Origin of the sequence: Streptomyces sp. NBC_01089, assembly GCF_045162975.1 — a bacterium.
GTDB lineage: Bacteria > Actinomycetota > Actinomycetes > Streptomycetales > Streptomycetaceae > Streptomyces.
In genome coordinates, this window is record NZ_CP108660.1 from 7,713,693 (window position 1) to 7,731,903 (window position 18,211).

General features: G+C 69.5%; 14 protein-coding genes. 11 read left to right on the plus strand and 3 right to left on the minus strand.

Annotated features, from left to right (window positions below; translation table 11 throughout):
• Positions 1 to 113 precede the first annotated feature (113 nt).
• Both OG510_RS34740 and pntB read left to right on the plus strand, forming a co-directional pair.
• Positions 114 to 1,673: a Re/Si-specific NAD(P)(+) transhydrogenase subunit alpha gene (locus OG510_RS34740; RefSeq protein WP_406141992.1), complete on the plus strand. Its 1,560-nt coding sequence runs from the start codon at positions 114 to 116 to the stop codon at positions 1,671 to 1,673.
• A complete protein-coding gene (pntB, locus tag OG510_RS34745) occupies positions 1,670 to 3,094 on the plus strand; it encodes a Re/Si-specific NAD(P)(+) transhydrogenase subunit beta (protein ID WP_406141993.1) in 1,425 nt (474 codons plus the stop codon). Before OG510_RS34740 ends, pntB begins: the two co-directional genes overlap by 4 nt.
• A gap of 28 nt (positions 3,095 to 3,122) precedes the next feature.
• Here the strand turns inward: pntB and OG510_RS34750 are convergent, their stop codons facing one another.
• Positions 3,123 to 4,622, minus strand: coding sequence for a long-chain-fatty-acid--CoA ligase (locus OG510_RS34750; RefSeq protein ID WP_406141994.1), 1,500 nt, complete (start codon positions 4,620 to 4,622; stop codon positions 3,123 to 3,125).
• A gap of 114 nt (positions 4,623 to 4,736) precedes the next feature.
• Between OG510_RS34750 and OG510_RS34755 the strand changes: the two genes are divergently transcribed.
• The 7 genes from OG510_RS34755 (at position 4,737) to OG510_RS34785 (ending at position 13,330) form a co-directional block, all read left to right on the plus strand.
• Positions 4,737 to 5,768 carry an AraC family transcriptional regulator gene (locus OG510_RS34755; protein ID WP_406141995.1) on the plus strand — a complete coding sequence of 344 codons (1,032 nt, stop codon included), beginning with the start codon at positions 4,737 to 4,739 and terminating at the stop codon, positions 5,766 to 5,768.
• 395 nt (positions 5,769 to 6,163) lie between these two features.
• Positions 6,164 to 7,222: a 3-keto-5-aminohexanoate cleavage protein gene (locus OG510_RS34760; RefSeq protein WP_406141996.1), complete on the plus strand. Its 1,059-nt coding sequence runs from the start codon at positions 6,164 to 6,166 to the stop codon at positions 7,220 to 7,222.
• 123 nt (positions 7,223 to 7,345) lie between these two features.
• Positions 7,346 to 8,320 (plus strand): quinone oxidoreductase family protein, encoded by a 975-nt coding sequence (locus OG510_RS34765; protein WP_406141997.1) that lies wholly within the window; start codon positions 7,346 to 7,348, stop codon positions 8,318 to 8,320.
• A 61-nt stretch (positions 8,321 to 8,381) separates the two neighbouring features.
• Positions 8,382 to 9,296 carry a TauD/TfdA dioxygenase family protein gene (locus tag OG510_RS34770; RefSeq protein ID WP_406141998.1) on the plus strand — a complete coding sequence of 305 codons (915 nt, stop codon included), beginning with the start codon at positions 8,382 to 8,384 and terminating at the stop codon, positions 9,294 to 9,296.
• Positions 9,297 to 9,360: 64 nt separating this feature from the next.
• Complete coding sequence (locus tag OG510_RS34775) at positions 9,361 to 10,701, plus strand: MFS transporter (protein ID WP_406141999.1); 1,341 nt, start codon at positions 9,361 to 9,363, stop codon at positions 10,699 to 10,701.
• Positions 10,698 to 11,276 carry an RBBP9/YdeN family alpha/beta hydrolase gene (locus OG510_RS34780; RefSeq protein WP_406142000.1) on the plus strand — a complete coding sequence of 193 codons (579 nt, stop codon included), beginning with the start codon at positions 10,698 to 10,700 and terminating at the stop codon, positions 11,274 to 11,276. Before OG510_RS34775 ends, OG510_RS34780 begins: the two co-directional genes overlap by 4 nt.
• 62 nt (positions 11,277 to 11,338) lie before the next feature.
• A complete protein-coding gene (locus tag OG510_RS34785) occupies positions 11,339 to 13,330 on the plus strand; it encodes an acetoacetate--CoA ligase (RefSeq protein ID WP_406142001.1) in 1,992 nt (663 codons plus the stop codon).
• A gap of 51 nt (positions 13,331 to 13,381) precedes the next feature.
• Here OG510_RS34785 and OG510_RS34790 read toward each other — a convergent pair whose 3' ends face one another.
• Both OG510_RS34790 and OG510_RS34795 read right to left on the minus strand, forming a co-directional pair.
• Positions 13,382 to 14,560: a cytochrome P450 gene (locus tag OG510_RS34790; protein WP_406142002.1), complete on the minus strand. Its 1,179-nt coding sequence runs from the start codon at positions 14,558 to 14,560 to the stop codon at positions 13,382 to 13,384.
• Between the two features lie 92 nt (positions 14,561 to 14,652).
• Positions 14,653 to 15,114 (minus strand): MarR family winged helix-turn-helix transcriptional regulator, encoded by a 462-nt coding sequence (locus OG510_RS34795; protein ID WP_406142003.1) that lies wholly within the window; start codon positions 15,112 to 15,114, stop codon positions 14,653 to 14,655.
• A 356-nt stretch (positions 15,115 to 15,470) separates the two neighbouring features.
• Here OG510_RS34795 and OG510_RS34800 point away from each other — a divergent pair, with 356 nt between their 5' ends.
• Both OG510_RS34800 and OG510_RS34805 read left to right on the plus strand, forming a co-directional pair.
• Positions 15,471 to 16,268, plus strand: a complete 798-nt coding sequence (locus OG510_RS34800; protein WP_406142004.1) for an SDR family NAD(P)-dependent oxidoreductase — start codon at positions 15,471 to 15,473, stop codon at positions 16,266 to 16,268.
• Positions 16,269 to 16,386: 118 nt separating this feature from the next.
• A complete protein-coding gene (locus OG510_RS34805) occupies positions 16,387 to 17,142 on the plus strand; it encodes an SDR family NAD(P)-dependent oxidoreductase (RefSeq protein ID WP_406142005.1) in 756 nt (251 codons plus the stop codon).
• The last annotated feature ends 1,069 nt before the right edge of the window (positions 17,143 to 18,211 follow it).

Here is an 18,211-nt window from a genome sequence, read left to right on the forward strand (position 1 = left end):
CGAGTCGTACGGAGGCCCACCTCGCTGTTGCCGCCACTGTGTTCATCATGGCGTTCTCCTGTGCGGGAACGCCGCTCGTCACCAACTGACCGAACCGTCCAAGGAGCCCGGCCATGCCGCCGACCGTTTGCCGTATTGGTGTCCCGCTCGAGTCCAAACCGGGTGAGACCCGGGTTGCCGCTACCCCGAAGACCGTTGAGCAGTTGATCAGGCTGGGGTACGCCGTGTCCGTCGAGGCCGGCGCCGGTGACGGCGCGGCGTTCGACGACGCGGCCTTCCGCGCGGCCGGCGCCGAGACCGCCGGACCGGAGGTGTGGGACGCCGACATCGTGATGAAGATCAACCCCCCGGACGACGCGGAAGCCGCCCGCCTCGGCCCGGGGCAGACCCTGGTCGGTCTGCTGGCGCCCGCACTGGCCCCCGGCCTCGTGGAGACTCTCGCCGCCCGGGGCGTCACGGCGCTCGCCATGGACGTCGTCCCCCGTATCTCCCGCGCGCAGGCGCTGGACGTGCTGTCGTCGATGGCGAACATCGGCGGGTACCGGGCGGTCATCGAAGCGGCGAACGAGTACGGCTCGCTCTTCACCGGCCAGGTGACGGCCGCGGGCAAGGTGCCGCCGGCGACGGTACTGGTGATCGGGGCGGGGGTCGCCGGGCTGGCCGCCATGGGCACGGCGAACAGCCTGGGGGCCGTCGTCAAGGCGTTCGATGCCCGGCCGGAGGTCGCGGACCAAGTCGAGTCGATGGGCGGGGAGTTCCTCCGCCCCGACCTCGAAGGAATGGAGACCGGCCCGTCCACGGACGGTTACGCCAAGGAGATGGGTGAGGAGTTCAACCGGCGGACCGCGGCCATGTACCGCGAGATCATTCCGACGGTCGACATCGTCGTGACCACCGCGTTGATTCCGGGCCGCCCGGCGCCCCGGATCCTCGACGCGGACATGGTCGCTGCCATGAAGCGCGGCAGCGTCGTCGTCGACATGGCCGCGGCCAACGGCGGCAACGTCGCGGGCACGGTGGCGGACCGGAAGGTCGTCACGGACAACGGCGTGACGATTCTCGGCTGGACGGACCTGCCGGGCCGGCTGCCCACCCAGGCATCCCAGCTGTTCGGACAGAACCTCGTCAACCTGATGAAGCTGCTCACGCCCGGGAAGGACGGCCGGCTCACCCTCGACATGGCGGACGTCGTCCAGCGGGGTATGACCGTATGCCGCGACGGTGAGGTGCTGTGGCCGCCACCGCCGGTACAGGTCTCCGCCGCGCCCGCGGCTCCGGCCGCCGCTGCAGCGACGCCGTCGAAACCCGGCAAGAAGCGGATGAGCCGGGGAGCCCGCACCGGCGTCATCGGGGCCGCCGCCGCGCTGTTCCTGGTACTGGCCGCGTTCTCCCCGCAGCCGTTCCTCAGCCACTTCACGGTGTTCATGCTGTCGGTCGTCATCGGCTACTTCGTCATCGGCAATGTCCATCACGCCCTGCACACACCGCTCATGTCGGTGACGAACGCGATTTCCGGGATCATCGTCGTCGGCGCGCTCCTGCAAGTGGGGGAGTACGGCAGCCGGGTGGTCGCCTTCGTGGGTGTCCTCGTCGCGACCATCAATGTCTTCGGTGGCTTCACCGTGACGGCTCGCATGCTGCAGATGTTCAAGAAAGAGGACGCGTCCCGATGAACCCCACCCTCGTCCAGGGCGCCTACATCGTCGCCGGTCTGCTCTTCATCCTCGCCCTGAACGGCTTGTCCAAGCACGAGAGCGCCCGCATGGGCAACCGGTACGGCATCGCCGGCATGGCGATCGCGCTGACCGTCACCGTGGTGGCCGCCGTCATGGGCACCACGGACGGCGGCCCGTCGTCCGGGGGCAGCGGGCTTTCCGGGCTGGCACTGATCCTCCCCGCCATGGCCATCGCCGCCGTCATCGGAATCACCCTCGCCCGGCGCGTCGAGATGACCGGGATGCCGGAACTCATCGCGATGCTGCACAGCTTCGTCGGTCTCGCGGCTGTCCTGGTCGGCTGGAACAGCTCGTACGAGAAGCACGTCGCCTACCCGACCATCCACGACGTGGAGGTCTTCGTCGGAGTCTTCATCGGCGCGGTGACCCTGACCGGATCCGTCGTCGCGTACCTGAAACTGTCGGCGAAGATCAGGAGTTCCCCGCTCGCGCTGCCCGCGCACAACGCGCTGAACCTCTTCCTGCTCGCCGCGATGGCCGTGATGACGGTCGTCTACTGCCTGACCTCGCAGGACGCGGACCTCACCAGGCTGCTCCTGCTGGCGGGTGTGACGCTGCTGGCGCTCTTCCTCGGCTGGCACCTGGTGGTATCCATCGGCGGCGGCGACATGCCCGTGGTCGTGTCGATGCTCAACAGCTACTCCGGGTGGGCCGCAGCGGCGGCCGGCTTCCTGCTGAGCAACGACCTGCTCATCATCACCGGTGCCCTCGTGGGCTCATCCGGTGCGTATCTGAGCTACATCATGTGCACGGCCATGAACCGGTCGTTCCTCTCCGTCATCGCCGGTGGCTTCGGCGTCGAGGCCGGATCCGCCGCGGACGAGGGCGACTACGGCGAGCACCGCGAGATCACGGCCGATGACGCGGCCGGGCTTCTCGCTGACGCGTCATCCGTCATCATCACACCGGGGTACGGCATGGCCACCGCGCAGGCGCAGCACGCCGTGGCCGAGCTCACCAAGACCCTCAGGGCCAGGGACATCAACGTACGGTTCGGCATCCACCCCGTGGCCGGCCGCCTCCCGGGGCACATGAACGTCCTTCTCGCCGAGGCGAAGGTGCCGTACGACGTCGTCCTGGAGATGGACGAGATCAACGAGGACTTCCCCGCCACCGACGTCGTCCTCGTCATCGGCGCCAACGACACCGTCAACCCGGCCGCCATCGACCAGCCGGGGTCGCCGATCGCCGGGATGCCTGTCCTCCAGGTCTGGGAGGCCAGGGACGTCATCGTGTTCAAACGGTCCATGGCCACCGGGTACGCCGGTGTCCAGAACCCGCTCTTCTTCAAGGACAACACCCGGATGCTCTTCGGCGACGCCAAGCTGCGGGTCGAAGAGATCCTCAAAGCGCTCTGACCGGCGCGGGTATCGGGGTGAGCGCCGCCTACCGGTCCGGGCTCCCGACCGTGATGTCGCGCTTGAGGATCTTGCCCGTCGCGCCCTTGGGGAGCTCCTCGGTGAACGTCACGATCCTCGGATACTTGTAGGGGGCCACCCGCGCACGGACGAATTCACGGATCTGGTCCGCCGTGACCCGGCCGCCCTCCCGCGGCACGATCACGGCGGCCACCTCCTCGCCGTGCAGGTCATGACGGACCCCGACGACCGCCGCTTCGGCCACCGCCGGGTGCTCGTACAGCACCTCCTCGATCTCCCGCGGGTAGACGTTGTAACCGCCGCGGATGATCAAGTCCTTCTTGCGGTCGACGATGAAGTAGAAGCCCTCCTCGTCGGCGCGGGCGAGGTCGCCGCTGTGGAACCACCCGTCGTGGAACGCCTCGGCTGTCGCTTCGGGACGGTTCCAGTAGCCCTTCATGACGTTCTCGCCGCGGATCGCGATCTCACCCACGTCGCCGGGACGTACCGGCGTGCCGTCCGGCGACACCAGAGCCATCTCGACGCCGCGGACGGGCAGCCCGATCGAGCCGGGCTTGCGGGGCCGGTCCGGATGGTTGAACGAGGCCACCGGTGAGGTCTCCGACAGCCCGTACCCCTCGAGTACGACGACGCCGAAGTCCTGCTCGAACGTGTGCAGCACCTCGACGGGCAGCGCCGAACCCCCGGATACGGCCAGCCGCAGCCGGGAGGGGGCGCCGCCGTCGGGGATCCCGGTCCTGAGCAGGGCGGTGTACATGGTGGGCACACCGAGGAACACGGTGACCCGGTCCCTGCGCATGATCTCCAGCGCTTCGCGCGGATCGAACCGCGGCAGCAGGGTCAGGGCCGCCCCCGCCACGATCGCGGCGTTGAGGGCGCAGGTCTGCCCGAACGCGTGGAACAGGGGGAGCCCGCCGAAGAGCACGTCGTCCGGGCCCAACGTCAGGAGCGTCTCGGCAGCGGTGACCGTGTTGCTGATCAGATTGCCGTGCGTGAGCTCGGCGCCCTTCGGGGTGCCGGTCGTACCGGAGGTGTAGAGGATCACCGCTGTGTCGCCCGCCGCCCGCTCGTCGGCCCCGGACACCGGCGATACGGCACGCAGCCCGGCATCGAACGCCGCCGAGCCCATGAGCAGGCTTTCGGCGCCGGTCTCGGCCGCGGCCCTGGTCGCCTCGTCCGCCGGCATCGCGGACGTCACCACCGTCCGCGCACCGGAGTCGCGGAGCACGAACACCATCTCCCGTGCCTTGAGCAGCGGATTCACCGGCACCACGACAGCGCCCGCGCGCAGGATGCCGTAGTAGGCGACCGGGAAGCAGACGATGTTGGGCATGACCAGCGCGACCCGGTCGCCGGGCCGTACGCCGCCTGCGCTCAGCAGCGCCGCCACCCGGGCGCTCGCGTCGTCCAGGTCCGCGTACGTCATGACGGCTTCGGACTCGCGTACGGCGACCCGGCCGCCGTGCTTCCGGGCGGCGCGCACCAGGAACGTGGCGAGGTTGGTCATGTCATTGCCTCCTTGGGCCTGCGGAGCCACACACGCTAGATCGCGCGGCATGCGAGTGCTTGACGTGGCGGGACGGTCTACTTACCTTTCGGGGACAGGTCGGTGAGGAGTGCGATGAGACCCCTGGTTCGCACTGCGGCACTCAACGGATACGTGGAGTTGAGCCGTTCGCTGGGCATGGACCCGCAGTCGTCGATGGAGGACGTGGGACTGGACGCCGCTGCCCTCATGCTGCAGGACCGGTGGATCTCCGGTGCGGCCGTCGCCCGGCTGCTGGCGATCTCGGCGGCCGAATCCGGCCTCGACGACTTCGGACTGCGGATGTCCGAGTTCCGGCGCCTCGGCAGTCTCGGCCCCATCAGCATCGCCCTCCGCGAGGAACCGGACGTCCGCAGCGGTCTGGAACTGCTGCTGCACCATGAACACATGTACAACGAGGCGCTCCACGCCCGGCTCTCCGAGCGGGAGGGCCTGGCCACCCTCAAGGTGGGGCTCGACTTCGGTGAGGCCCTGGAGACCCGGCAGGCCACCGAGCTGGCCGTGGGCGCGTTCCACCTGGTGCTGCGTATGTTCCTCGGCCCCCAGTGGCTGCCGCTCTCCGTGTACTTCGCCCATGACGCGCCGGCGGACCGCGGTACGCATCAGCGGGTCTTCGGCCCCGCGGTGGAATTCGGCCGGGAATTCAGCGGAATCAACTTCCGCGCGAGCGATCTCGACTCGCCCAACACGACGTCCGACCCGCTGCTCAGGAACTACGCCCGGCAGTACATCGAGGCCGTCGCCGTCCCCAGGGACACCGGCACGGTGGACCAGGTGCGCGAGCTGATCGAGGTCCTGCTGCCGACCGGGCGGTGCTCGGTGGACCGGATCGCCCGCAGTCTGAACGTGGACCGGCGTAGCGTCCACCGACGCCTCGCGCGCTCGGGCGAGACGTTCTCGTCGCTCGTGAATTCGGTACGCGTCCGGCTGGCCGAGCAGTTCGTGGTGAACCCGCGCCGCTCCCTGACCGAGATCTCCGATCTGCTCGGCTTCTCCACGGCCAGTGCCTTCTCCCGCTGGTTCCGGGAGCAGTTCGGATGCAGCCCCAGGGAGTGGCGCGGCCGGGCGACGACCGGCTCCGCCCTCACGAGGCCCGACCCCCGCTGACCCGGGTCCGTCCCGTCTCTTCCTTTCCTTTCCCTCCCTCTCCCCTTCGTGTCCCGGTACGTCAGGACCGGTCGCTCCGGCATCTTCAGCTGCCCACCGGTCCGCCCCGCACCGTCACGGGCATGTCCCCAAACGGCAAGTCCCCCGTCCCGCAGGGTTAAGCAAGGGCGTTCACCGGCTCCTACCTTTGGAATCACCGCAACGAAGCCGGTCCGCGAGGACGGCCCCGCGAGGACAGCCCGTACAGCCACCGGCCGAGCCGCACCGATGCGAGGACCGGATGCGAGGACCGATGCGCGGACCGGGGCGGACTTGGCCGCACACCCGCCCCGCACACCCGCCCTTTCCCCCTCAGGCTCGTGCGGGCCCCACCCCACCGACAAAGGAGACGGACCGTGCATTTCCACGACGACTCGCTGTATCCCGAGAACCAGGAACCGCTGGTCATCCAGGTGGCGCCCTACGGACCCGAGTGGCTGCCCGGCGACGCCGATGACATCCCCCTCACCATGGACGAGCACGTCCAGGCCGCCGTCGACTGCTACAACGCGGGCGCCACCGTGCTGCACATCCATGTACGCGAGCTCGACGGCCACGGCTCCAAGCGCATGTCCATGTTCAACGAGCTGATCGGCCGGCTGCGCGAGGCCGTGCCGGACATGGTTCTGCAGATCGGCGGATCGATCTCCTTCGCCCCCGAGGGCGAGGGCGACGAGGCGAAGTGGCTCAGCTACGACACCCGCCACCTGCTGGCCGATCTCGATCCCCAGCCCGACCAGGTCACGATCGCCATCAACACCAGCCAGATGAACATCGTCGAGATCATGACCGACGACGACCTCCAGGGAACGTCGATCGCGAACCCGGCCATGTACAAGGCGTACCGCGACATGGTGGTCGAGGCAGGCCCTGACTTCTATCTGGAGCACCTCGAGCGGCTCCACGCGAAAGGCATCCAGCCGCACTTCCAACTCGCCACGCTGGCGCAGCTGGAGACGGTGGAGCGGTTGATCAGGGCCGGCGTCCACACCGGCCCGCTGATCCTCAACTATGTGGCGATCGGCGGCGGTTTCGCCGGGCGGCACCCTGCCGATCTGATCGAGTTCATCCGCCGTACCCCGGACGGCGCCGTCCTCACGATCGAGAGCTCCATGCGCGCCGTCGCGCCGATGAACGCGATCGGGATCGCGCTCGGCACCCATGTGCGGGTCGGCAACGAGGACAACCTGTGGGGCCGCAAGGGAGAGCGCATGAGCTCCGTCGCCCAGGTGGAACAGATGGTCAGGATCTCGGAGAACCTCGGCCGCCCCATCGCGACCGGGCTCGAAGCCAGGAAGATCTACCGGCTCGGCCAGTACTACGCCGACGTCGACGAGACCCTCGCGCAGCTCGGCATGGTGCCGAACCGGCGCCCCGGGCAGCGCGGATCCATGCTGCGCAACCCCAAGAGCTGACTGCTCCCGACCCGTGGACCGGCGGCGGTCACGGGAGGCCCCCGGCTTCCGCGACCGCCGCCGCCCCGCCCAGCCCCGCCCCCACCCCACCCCGCCCCAAAAAAGACAGCAATGGAGTTCTCCGTGGCACACGTCATCCGCTTCCACGAGACCGGCGGCCCCGAAGTACTGCGCTGCGAGGAGGCCGACGTCGGGGACCCCGGCCCCGGCGAGGTCCGGATCCGCCACGAAGCGGTCGGCCTGAACTTCGCCGACACCTACTTCCGTACCGGGCTCTACCCGGCCCCGCTGCCCGCCGGGCTCGGAGTGGAGGCCGCAGGCGTGATCGAGGCGGTCGGCGACGGTGTGTCAGGCTTCGCCGATGGCGACCGCGTGACCTACACCGGCAGCCCGCTCGGGGCCTACAGCACCGAACGGGTCATGCCCCCGCACTCGCTGATCAAGCTGCCGGACGAGATCGGCTTCGACACGGCAGCCGCGATGACCATGCGCGGGCTCACCTCCTCGTACCTGCTCCGCAGGATCCATCCGCTCGAGCGCGGCGACACCGTACTCCTGCATGCGGCGGCGGGCGGTGTCGGCCTCATCGTCTGCCAGTGGGCCAGGCTGCTGGGCCTCACCGTGATCGGCACGGTGTCCACCGAGGAGAAGGCGGAGCTCGCCCGCGCCCACGGCTGTGACCACATCGTGTACTACCGGCGGGAGAACGTGGCCGAGCGGGTGCGCGAGCTGACCGGCGGCGCCGGTGTGCCGGTGGTGTTCGACAGCGTCGGGGCGACCACGTACGCCGGTTCGCTCGCCTCGCTGCGGCGGCGCGGCCTGCTGGTGTGCTTCGGCACCTCTTCCGGCCCGGTGCCGCCGATCGACGCCCCGCAGCTGGCGATCCACGGATCGGTCTTCGTGACCCGTCCGGCGCTGGCCGACTACATCGCCGATCCGGCGGAGCGCGCCGAACTGGCCGGTGAACTCTTCGGACATGTCGCTTCAGGCCGCATCAAGATCGAGATCAATCAGCGCTACTCACTCAAGGACGCCGCCCAGGCACACCGGGACCTGGAGAGCGGCCGGACGACGGGATCCTCCGTCTTCGTCCTCTGACTTCTCTCGTCCGCTTACGCAAGTGCCACACGGACCACGAGCCCGCACAGGAGGTACCACCATGACCCCGACCAGCACACCGAGCGCGGCCGCCCCGGCCCTCGTCCGGCCGGAAGTCCTGCAGTCACTCAGGGCCGAACCCCTGACCTGCAGCATCGGCGCCGAGCTGTCCGGCGTGAACCTCGCCGACGCCGCACGTGACGACGGCCTCTTCGCCGAGATCCGGGCACTGCTCCTGGAACACAAGGTGCTCTTCCTGCGCGGACAGGACATCACCCGTGCCGAGCATGTCGCCTTCGCCTCCCGGTTCGGGCCGCTGGAGGACCACCCGGTGGTCGGAAGCGACCCCGAGCACCCCGGGCTGGTCCGCATCTACAAGGACCTGGACAGTGCGCCCGAGCACTACGAGAACGCGCTGCACACCGACGGGACATGGCGGGAGAACCCGTCGATGGGCGCCGTGCTGCGCTGTGTTGAGACACCGCCGGTGGGCGGGGACACCATCTGGATCAACATGGCCGAGGCGTACCGCAGGCTGCCGGAACACATCAAGACACAGATCCGGGGTCTGCGGGCCCGGCACAGCATCGAGTCATCGTTCGGCGCGGTGATGCCCGAGGAGCGGCGCCACGCGCTGAAGGCCCAGTACCCCGACGCGGAACACCCCGTGGTGCGGACCCATCCGGAAACGGGCGAGGAGATCCTCTTCGTCAACAGTTTCACCACGCATTTCACCAACTACCACACGCCGCGGAACGTGCGCTTCGGCATCGACTACGCGCCGGGGGCGAGCAATCTGCTGACCTATCTGCTCAGCCAGGCATCGGTGCCCGAGTACCAGGTCCGCTGGCGCTGGCAGCCGGACAGCTTCGCCATCTGGGACAACCGCTCCACCCAGCACTACGCCGTCCAGGACTACTGGCCGGCCGTCCGGAAGATGGAGCGCAGCGGGATCGTCGGTGACCGGCCGTTCTGAGGAGAGCGGCTCCTCCCGGAGCGGGCCGGTATCAGAAGACCAGGATGGAGAAGAGGTGGCACCGATGGGTCTTCGCACCACCGCGGATCCGGCGCCGGGAGGCTGCTCTCCCGCACCGGCCGTCTCCCGGCGCTACGCCTGGGTCGTTTTCGCCCTGAGTTTCGGACTGCTGCTGTCCGACTACATGTCACGGCAGGTACTCAACTCGGTCTTCCCGCTGCTGAAAGCGGAATGGGGCCTCACCGACGCGCAGTTGGGCTCGCTCAGCGGCGTCGTGGCGCTGGCGGTCGGTGTGCTGACCTTTCCGACGTCCTTCCTGGCGGACCGCTGGGGCCGGGTACGCAGCCTGGTGCTCGCCGCTGTGGTGTGGAGTCTGGCCACACTCGCCTGTGCGGTGGCGGCGGGCTACGGGCAGATGTTCCTCGCCCGGCTGTTCGTCGGCATCGGAGAGGCCGCGTACGGCAGCGTCGGTATCGCGCTCGTCCTCAGCGTGTTCCCGGCCCGGCTCCGCGCCACCCTCTCCGGGGCGTTCATGGGGGGAGGTTCGTTCGGCTCGGTGCTGGGTGTGGCACTCAGCGGTGTGATCGCCCAGCACTTCGGCTGGCGTTGGGCGTTCGGCGTCATGGGGTTCTTCGGTCTCGGTCTGGCCGTGGCCTTCGCCGTGGTGGTCACCGAGAGGCGGCTCGACCCGCGGCGGGACGCCACCGCCGGCCGCCGTGAGGAGCATGCCAAGGTCAGGCTGCGGTCGCTCCTGCCCCAGCTCTTCTCGTCGGTCTCGGTGGTCAGCGCCTATGCGGGCAGCGGCCTCCAACTGTTCCTGCCGGGGGCCCTGCTGGCCTGGCTGCCCAGTTTCTTCAACCGCTACTACCACATGTCCACCGGCCGGGCGGGTGTCACGGCGGGCCTGTTCGCGCTGCTGACCGGGGTCGGCATGGTTCTCGGCGGCGTCGTCGCCGACCGTGTCGGGCGGACCCTCCAGATCCGTAAGTGGGCCACCTCCATCGTCTGCAGCCTGCTCTCCCTCGTCCTGCTGTCGGCCGCCTTCGGCGCACCGACCGGGACGGTACAGATGCTGCTGCTGGCGGCAGGCTCCCTGGTGTCGGGAGCGACGGCCGGTCCGGCCGCGGCGATGGTGGCCAATCTGACCCCCGGCGCCATCTCCGGTACGGCCTTCGGCACCCTCACGCTGGCGAACAGCCTGCTCGGGCTCGCCCCGGGATCCGCGGTGACCGGCATGGTCGCGGACCGCCTCGGCCTGCTCGCCGCGCTGCGGCTGATGCCGCTGGTCGCGGCGGTCGCCGCACTGTGCTTCGCCGTCGGGCGCCGGCACTACGAACGAGACATCATCCGACTGGCCGCGCGCGCCACCTCAGCGGCCACCCGAACCACGGCGGTGACCGCATGAGTACCCCCACCGAGGCCACGATCGTGGTCGTACCAGGACTGCGCGACCACCTGCCCGACCACTGGCAGACCATCCTGGCCGAACGGCTCACCGCGGCAGGGCGCGCGGTGCTCACCGTCGCACCGCTGACGGAGGACCGGCTCAGCCGCACGGCCGGGGTCGCGGCACTGGAGGCAGTGGTCGCGGAGGCCCCAGGGCCCGTGGTGCTGGTCGCCCACAGCGCCGGGGTGATGACGACCGTGCACTGGGCGCGGACCACCAGCCGTCCGGTCGTGGGCGCACTGCTTGCGACCCCGCCGGACTTCGACACACCGCTGCCGGACGGCCGTCCGACCCCCGATGTGCTCCGCAGCAACGGCTGGACGCCCGTCCCGCGGGCCGTCCTGCCCTTCCCCAGCGTCGTCGCGGCGAGCAGCGACGACCCGCTGGGCAGGGAGGTGCGCGTGGCCCGGCTCGCCGAGTGCTGGGGCAGCCGCCTCGTCCGGCTCGGCGCGGTCGGGCACCTCAACCCGGGCTCCGGGTACGGACCGTGGCCCCGGGCCGAGGAACTCATACGCGAGATCGAACAGGGTTGACGCCCACCGCACCGCGAAGGACCCACCTGTGTGTACCCCACCCATGTGCCAAGGGAGCAGCGATGAATGATGACACCGACCTGCTGTGGTCCCCCTCGCAGGCGCAGGCCGAGGCATCCAATGTCGCCGGCTTCATGCGCTGGCTCGACCGAACCAGGGGACTGCGGTTCGCCGACTACCCGGCACTGTGGCGGTGGAGCACCACCGACATACCCGGGTTCTGGTCGGCGGTATGGGACTACTACGGCCTGGCCGCCCGTTCCACGTACGACACGGTGCTGGCGGACGCCTCGATGCCCACCGCCTCCTGGTTCCCCGGCGCGCGTCTGAACTTCGCCGAGCGGTGCCTCGCCGAGCCGTCCGATGAGCGCCCGGCGCTGATCAGCGTCAGCGAGGGCGGCGTACCCGTGGAGACCTCCTGGACACAGCTGCGACGGGAGGTCGCTGCGCTGGCCGCCTCACTGCGCCGTCTGGGAGTGGAGCCCGGCGACACGGTCGCCGGATATCTTCCGAACACCCCGCACGCCGTGATCGCGGTGCTGGCCGCCGCCGCGGTGGGCGCGGTGTGGACCGTGTGCTCGCCCGACTTCGGTACGCCCAGCGTGCTGGCGCGGCTGCGCCAGGCCCGCCCGGCCGTGCTGCTGGCCGTGGACGGCTACCGCCACGGCGGCAAGGAGTACGACCGGCTCCCGGCGGTCGAGGAGATCACGGCCGGGCTGCCCACACTGCGGCATCTGGTGGCCGTCGACCACCTGCGGCCCGCCCCGGCAGGCTCCCGCTGGACGGCCCGCGACGACGTGGCACAGCACAGCTGGTCCGCCCTGCTCGATCGGGACGAGCCCCTGGTGTTCGCCGACGTTCCCTTCGACCACCCGTTGTGGACCCTGTGGTCCTCGGGCACCACCGGGCTTCCCAAGGGGATCGTGCAGAGCCACGGCGGTATCGTCGTCGAGCTGCTGAAGGCGCTCGGTCTGGGCGCCGACCTCCGCGCCGACGACCGCTACTTCTTCCACACCTCGACCAGCTGGATGGTCTGGAACTTCATGGTCGCGGGCCTGATGCACGGCTCGACGATCGTCCTCTACGACGGCAGCCCCACCCGCCCCGACGTCAACGGGGTCTGGAGGGTCGCCGAGCAGACCCGGGCGAGCGTGGTCGGCGTGGGGGCGGCCTATCTGATCGCGGGTGAGAAGGCGGACGCGCACCCGGCGGCCGAGCTGGACCTGAGCGGGCTGCGCACCGTCCTCCAGACCGGTTCGTCGCTGCCGCCGAGTACCTGGCGCTGGGCGCAGGACCGTCTCGGCCCGGATGTGTGGCTGCAGTCGATCTGCGGGGGCACCGACATCTGCTCGGTGCTCGCCTGCGGCAGTGCGCTGCTCCCGGTCAGGGCCGGCCGGATCCAGTGCCCGGCACTCGGTGTGGCCCTGGACGCCTGGGACGCATCGGGGCGGCCGGTCGTCGGTGAGCAGGGCGAACTGGTGGTGACCGCACCGCTGCCGTCGATGCCCCTGCACTTCGTCGACGACCCGGACGGGGCGCGCTACCGGGCGAGTTACTTCGACATGTACCCCGGTGTGTGGCGGCACGGCGACTGGGTCACCGTCGACCGGGACCTGACGGTCGTGGTGGCGGGGCGCTCGGACTCGACGCTCAACCGGATGGGCGTACGGATGGGCTCGGCCGACATCTACGCCGTCGTGGAGCGGTTTCCCCAGGTCGCCGACAGCCTGGTGATCGGGGCGGAGATGCCGGACGGCCGGTACTTCATGCCGCTGTTCGTGGCCCTCGGGGACGGCGCGGTGCTGGACGACGGGCTGCGCGCACGGATCGCCGGGACCATCCGCAGTGAGCTGTCGCCGCGCCATGTGCCGGACGCCATCACCCAGGTGCCGGCGTTGCCCCGCACCCTGACGGGCAAGCGGCTTGAGGTCCCGGTGAAACGGATCATCCAGGGTACCGACGCCGCCGATGTGAGCAGCGCGGGGGCCATCACCCATCCCGAGATGCTGAGTTGGTTCGCCGCCTTCGCTGCCCTCGCCGTCTCGTCCCGGTAGACATGCCTTCCGCCGTCGGACGTGTCCTCGCTCCGTCGGGCGGCCCGGTCGTTACGTCAAGACGGGCAACGACACCAGCCCGCGGACCAGTCGGGTGCGCCGCCACTCCAGTCGGTCGGACCGTTCGGCTAGCCGGATCCCGGGGAAGCGGGCCAGGACCGCACGGAAGGCGATGTCCGCTTCGGCCTTGGCCAGGGGAGCGCCTACGCAGCGGTGGATACCGTGACCGAAGCCGAGATGCGCGGCGGCGTTACGGTCCAGGTCGAGCCGGTCGGGCGAAGGGAACCGGTCCGGGTCACGGTTGGCGGCCCCGAGCGCGACCAGTACGGGAACACCGGACGGGATGTCGGTGCCGCCGAGGGCGATGGCCTCCGTGGTGAACCGGAAGGTGGCCGTGCTGACGGGGGAGTCGAACCGGAGCAGCTCATCAAGGACGGCGGGGATGTCGTCCGGGTTCCTCCGGAGGCGGTCCAGCTCGTCCGGGTGCTGGAGCAGTGCCAGGGCGGCGTTGCCGAGGAAGTTGGTGGTGGTCTCGTGCCCGGCCACGAGCAGCAGCACCGCGAGGGAGACCAGCTCATCCTCGCTCAGCCGGTCGTCTCCGTCACGGGCCGAGATGAGCCGGTCGAGAAGAGAACCGCCGGGGTACAGGCGCTTGGCGGCGATGAGGCGCGTCATGTAGCCGGCCAGGGAGTGCGAGGCCGCGTCGATGACATCGGGCCTGCCTGCCGCGAACAGCTCTCCGGACCAGCGCCGGACGGCGGGCCGGTCCTCGTCCGGGACGCCGAGCAGTTCACAGATCACGATGACCGGCAGCGGTACCGCCAGCCCGGCCACGAAGTCGGACCGCTCGCCGTCGGGCCACTGATCCAGCAGTTGGCCGGTGACCCGGGCAATGAACGGCCGCAGCTCTGCCACAGCCCCCGTGGTGAAGGCTTGGGTGACCAGTTTGCGCAGCCGGGTGTGCTGGGGCGGGTCGCCGGCCAGCATGTTGTGTGCCACCGCGGGGTGAAGGCGACGCCGTGACCCTTTACCCGCGAAGAAGGCGGCGGTGTCCTTGGAGAGCCGCGGGTCGGCAAGGGCCTGCCTGGCTTCCGCGTAACCGGTGACCAGGTAGCTGGTGTGCCCGCCGGGGCCGGTGGGCACCGGCTGCACCGGGCATGCGGACCGCATGGCCGTGTAGGTGGGGTAGGGGTCCTGCAGGAAGCGGGGGTCCTGAGTCGGGTCGGTCATGCTCCCAGTCTCCGACTGGCTGCGGCCGGCCCGTGAGGGACGGTCGGGGCGGGCGGGCGCGCCGCTGTCCGGGCGCCGTCACGGCAGTGGACCTATGCGGGCCCCTCCAGCTGCTCGATGCCGTGGTTGAACTCGACCATCAGCGTGAGGAACTGCTGGGTCCGCGCTTCGCTCCAGCCCGCCGCCTCGATCAGTCTGGCGGTCCCCGCCCGGCTGATCGCCCTGTCCGCCTCCAGGCGTTCCAGGCCGAGTGGGGTGGGCCGGAACGTGCGTGCGGCTCCTCGGGTGGGGGCGGGGATGTGCTCGACCAGGCCGTGGCGGAGCATGGCGCTCATCTGGCGGTTGATGGTGGACACGTCGGCCTGGAAGGTGTGCGCCAGCTCCTTGAGTGTGAGCGGTTCGCCGGTCTCCAGCCGTGTGAGGAGAACGTAGGCCGAGCGGTCCAGGCTCTGCCCGATCCGTGGGCCGCGCGAGGCGATGAAATGCCGTGACAACAGAGTCAGTTCTCGTTCCAGATCGCCAAGGCGGCGCTCCTGCTTGCTCGGCTCCTTCATCTGTTCCGGTGCCCTTCCTCTCGTCCCGCTCCGCCGGTGTCCATGGCCGTGCTCCGTACCGGCGCCTTGCTCCGGTGCCGTTGCACAGGCTACCTTGTGTATGTAACATGCACATCATGCAGGGTCGTCGTGTCGGTGGGAGAACCGCGTAGAAGAACTGTGTGGGAGACCCGCCCGGCAGACCGGCAGGCCCCGCCGGATCTGCCGGACGCGCCCTGGCGCGCGGGGGACCGGGCGCCGAGGCGCTCCCGTTCGTGCGGCCTGTCCGGTACTCAGCCGGCGGCGGACCACGCCCTCCATGGCACCTGCGCCGGTCCGCCCACACGCGGACTCCGTCTCAGCAAGGAAGTAACCCCATGAAACGCCTCAAGGACAAGGTCGCCGTGGTGACCGGAGCCGGCAGTGGCATCGGCCGTGCGGCGGCGGAACTCATGAGCCGGGAAGGCGCACGGGTGGTGGTCGCCGACTACGACACCGCGGCGGCCGCGGAGTCGGCGGCGCTCATCGAGAAGGCGGGCGGCCTGGCCCTGCCCGTCACGGTGGATGTCACCGACGAGAGCTCGATCGCGGACATGATCGACGGGACCGTCAGGGAGTTCGGCGGCCTGAACGTGCTCTGCAACCACGTGGGCGGGACCGATCCGCGAACCGACCTCGACCTGCTGCGCATGGACATGGAGGAGTTCCACCGGGCGGTCGCCCGCAACGTGACCAGTACGCTCCTCGGCTCGCGGCACGCGATCCCCCACATGATCCGGGCCGGTGGCGGTTCGGTCATCAACACCGCATCGGTCGCGGCACTCGTCGGTGACGTCCTGCAGACGTCCTACGGGGCGGTCAAGGCGGCGGTGGTCAGTGTCACCAAGTCCATTGCCGTGCAGTACGGGCCGCAGAACATCCGGTGCAACGCTGTCGCACCCGGGGCCGTCATGACACCGGCGCTGGAGAACAACCTGCCGGCGAGCGTCATCGAGAGCCTGAAGAAGGGCAACGCCCTGCCCTATCTCGGCGCCCCCGAGGACATCGGCCACGCCATGGTGTTCCTCGCCTCCGACGAGTCCCGCTACCTCACCGGCCAACTGCTGGTCGTCGACGGGGGGATGACCATGCAGTCCTCGGCCGTACCGGGGCGGCGGGATCAACTCCCCGCCTGAGCCGCACATCCGGAGCAACCCGTATCCCCAGCACTTCTGCGTCGCAGGCAACCACGCCGGCAGTCACGCAGGCCACCACGCAGCCAATCACGCAGGCCATCACGGAAGGAACCGCTTCATGAGTTCTCGCACCTTGGACGGCAAGTCGGTCATCGTCACCGGGGGTGCCTCCGGTATCGGCGGCGCCATCACGAAACTGTTCGTCGCACGCGGGGCCCGGGTCGTCATCGTCGACCTGCAGGAGGAGGCCGGCGAGGCGCTCGCCGGTGAGCTGGGTGACGCCGTGGTCTTCCTGCGGGGCGATGTCTCCGACCGGAACGTGGCCGATACGGCCGTGGCTACGGCCGTTGAGCGCTTCGGGGCCCTGGACGTACTGGTGAACAACGCGAGCGTGTCGCGCCAGAAGCCCTTCGAGGAGCAGACGGACGACGACTGGAATCTGGCGATGGACACCGGTCTGTACGCTACTCGCAACTTCATGCTGGCCGCCCTGCCGGAACTCAAGAGGACCGGCAACGCCTGCGTCATCAACTTCGGCTCCGGTGCCGGTTTGAACGGCCAGCCGAACCAGGCGTCGTACGCGGCGACGAAGGAAGCGATCCGTGGTTTGAGCCGTGTGGCCGCCAACGAGTGGGCGGAGTTCAACATCCGGGTCAATGTGGTCTGCCCGATGGCCCTGACAGCCGGTGTGGTCCAGTGGGCGCAGGCGCGCCCCGAGCAGTACGCGCAGTCCGCGGCCGCCGTCCCGTTGGGCCGCTTCGGCGACCCGGACCGCGATGTCGCCCCCATCGTCGCTTTCCTCGCCAGTGACGACGCGCGGTACATGACAGGACAGACCGTCATGGCCGACGGGGGCTCGGTCAAGCTCCGCTGAGAGCGCTCGCGGTTACCTGACCGGGGGGCGGTTGCTCCGGCGTACCGGGCGTGTGCGGGCACGCTGTTGGTCAGGCGGAAGTCCGCGGGGCGGCCCCGGCGGGGTCCCGTACGCCGGCTGAACCCCGCCCCGTCTGCCAGGTCCGGCCGTCGGGCAGGGAAACGGGAGGAGACCACGATCAGGCCCGGCCTTCCGGGGAGCGTGAAGGCGGTGGGGGCGGGGGCGTAATCGTCCTTCGAGGGCGCCTCGGGAGAGCAGTGGGAAGGAGCCGCCCTCGTGCCTGGCCTCTTTGTCCACCTGGAGAACACTCGCCCTATCACGGGATGGGGCGAGCACAACATCCCCCCGACCGGGCCACGCCGGAACTCGGCCCCCTTTCGGGCCTGCCGCAACTACCAGCTCGCCTGGTGGCTGCGCACTCAGCGCGGCGCGCCGGACGCGCCGCCCGGTTCCAAAACGCCTAAGCGGCCTGGCTTGGCTGAACAGATGCCGCTTATGTAGAGTTCTACGCATTTGGAATCGATTACCCGCTGCACGGCTTTGTTGTGGCGTCAGTTAGTTGAGCTCGCCGACGGGGCAGGACCAATTGGATAGACCCTTCGGGCCCTGCCATGAAACGATACCGTCAACAGTCACTGGTTTTGCGGGGCGCTGAGTTCCAGGAACTACTGGTAGTCCTACCTGAAACAGTTCGACGAAGGCTGTGGGAATTCCGTCGGCGAGGGCGGAAATGACTTCGTCCTCACCTTCTGAACCATCCACTGAGAACCCGCATCCTGTGCCAGAGGCGTCGACCACAAGGACAGCGCCGCTCCCCGGTGGGTCCTCTGCGGGTGTGCATGTCACGCGGGGCTCCAGATCTGGGCGCTGTGCGCGCAGATCGTGGAGTACGGTTTCGGCGAGTTGCTGGACTCGAAGCATGCGTTTTCCTCGCTATGGGTATGGCAGCGGGATCAGGTCAGCGTGATGGTAAAGGTGAAGGTGGTGGTGACGCTCCTGGTTCCACCCTTGATCGGGAAGGACTCATGGATTGTCAGCACGCAGGGCCCGCCGGTTCTTGTCTTGATCG

Coding starts and splice junctions, on each gene's coding strand:
- OG510_RS34740 (WP_406141992.1), top strand. CDS start 114: ATGCCGCCGACCGTTTGCCGTATTGGTGTCCCGCTCGAGTCCAAACCG.
- pntB (WP_406141993.1), top strand. CDS start 1,670: ATGAACCCCACCCTCGTCCAGGGCGCCTACATCGTCGCCGGTCTGCTC.
- OG510_RS34750 (WP_406141994.1), bottom strand. CDS start 4,622: ATGACCAACCTCGCCACGTTCCTGGTGCGCGCCGCCCGGAAGCACGGC.
- OG510_RS34755 (WP_406141995.1), top strand. CDS start 4,737: ATGAGACCCCTGGTTCGCACTGCGGCACTCAACGGATACGTGGAGTTG.
- OG510_RS34770 (WP_406141998.1), top strand. CDS start 8,382: ATGACCCCGACCAGCACACCGAGCGCGGCCGCCCCGGCCCTCGTCCGG.
- OG510_RS34775 (WP_406141999.1), top strand. CDS start 9,361: ATGGGTCTTCGCACCACCGCGGATCCGGCGCCGGGAGGCTGCTCTCCC.
- OG510_RS34780 (WP_406142000.1), top strand. CDS start 10,698: ATGAGTACCCCCACCGAGGCCACGATCGTGGTCGTACCAGGACTGCGC.
- OG510_RS34785 (WP_406142001.1), top strand. CDS start 11,339: ATGAATGATGACACCGACCTGCTGTGGTCCCCCTCGCAGGCGCAGGCC.
- OG510_RS34790 (WP_406142002.1), bottom strand. CDS start 14,560: ATGACCGACCCGACTCAGGACCCCCGCTTCCTGCAGGACCCCTACCCC.
- OG510_RS34795 (WP_406142003.1), bottom strand. CDS start 15,114: ATGAAGGAGCCGAGCAAGCAGGAGCGCCGCCTTGGCGATCTGGAACGA.
- OG510_RS34800 (WP_406142004.1), top strand. CDS start 15,471: ATGAAACGCCTCAAGGACAAGGTCGCCGTGGTGACCGGAGCCGGCAGT.
- OG510_RS34805 (WP_406142005.1), top strand. CDS start 16,387: ATGAGTTCTCGCACCTTGGACGGCAAGTCGGTCATCGTCACCGGGGGT.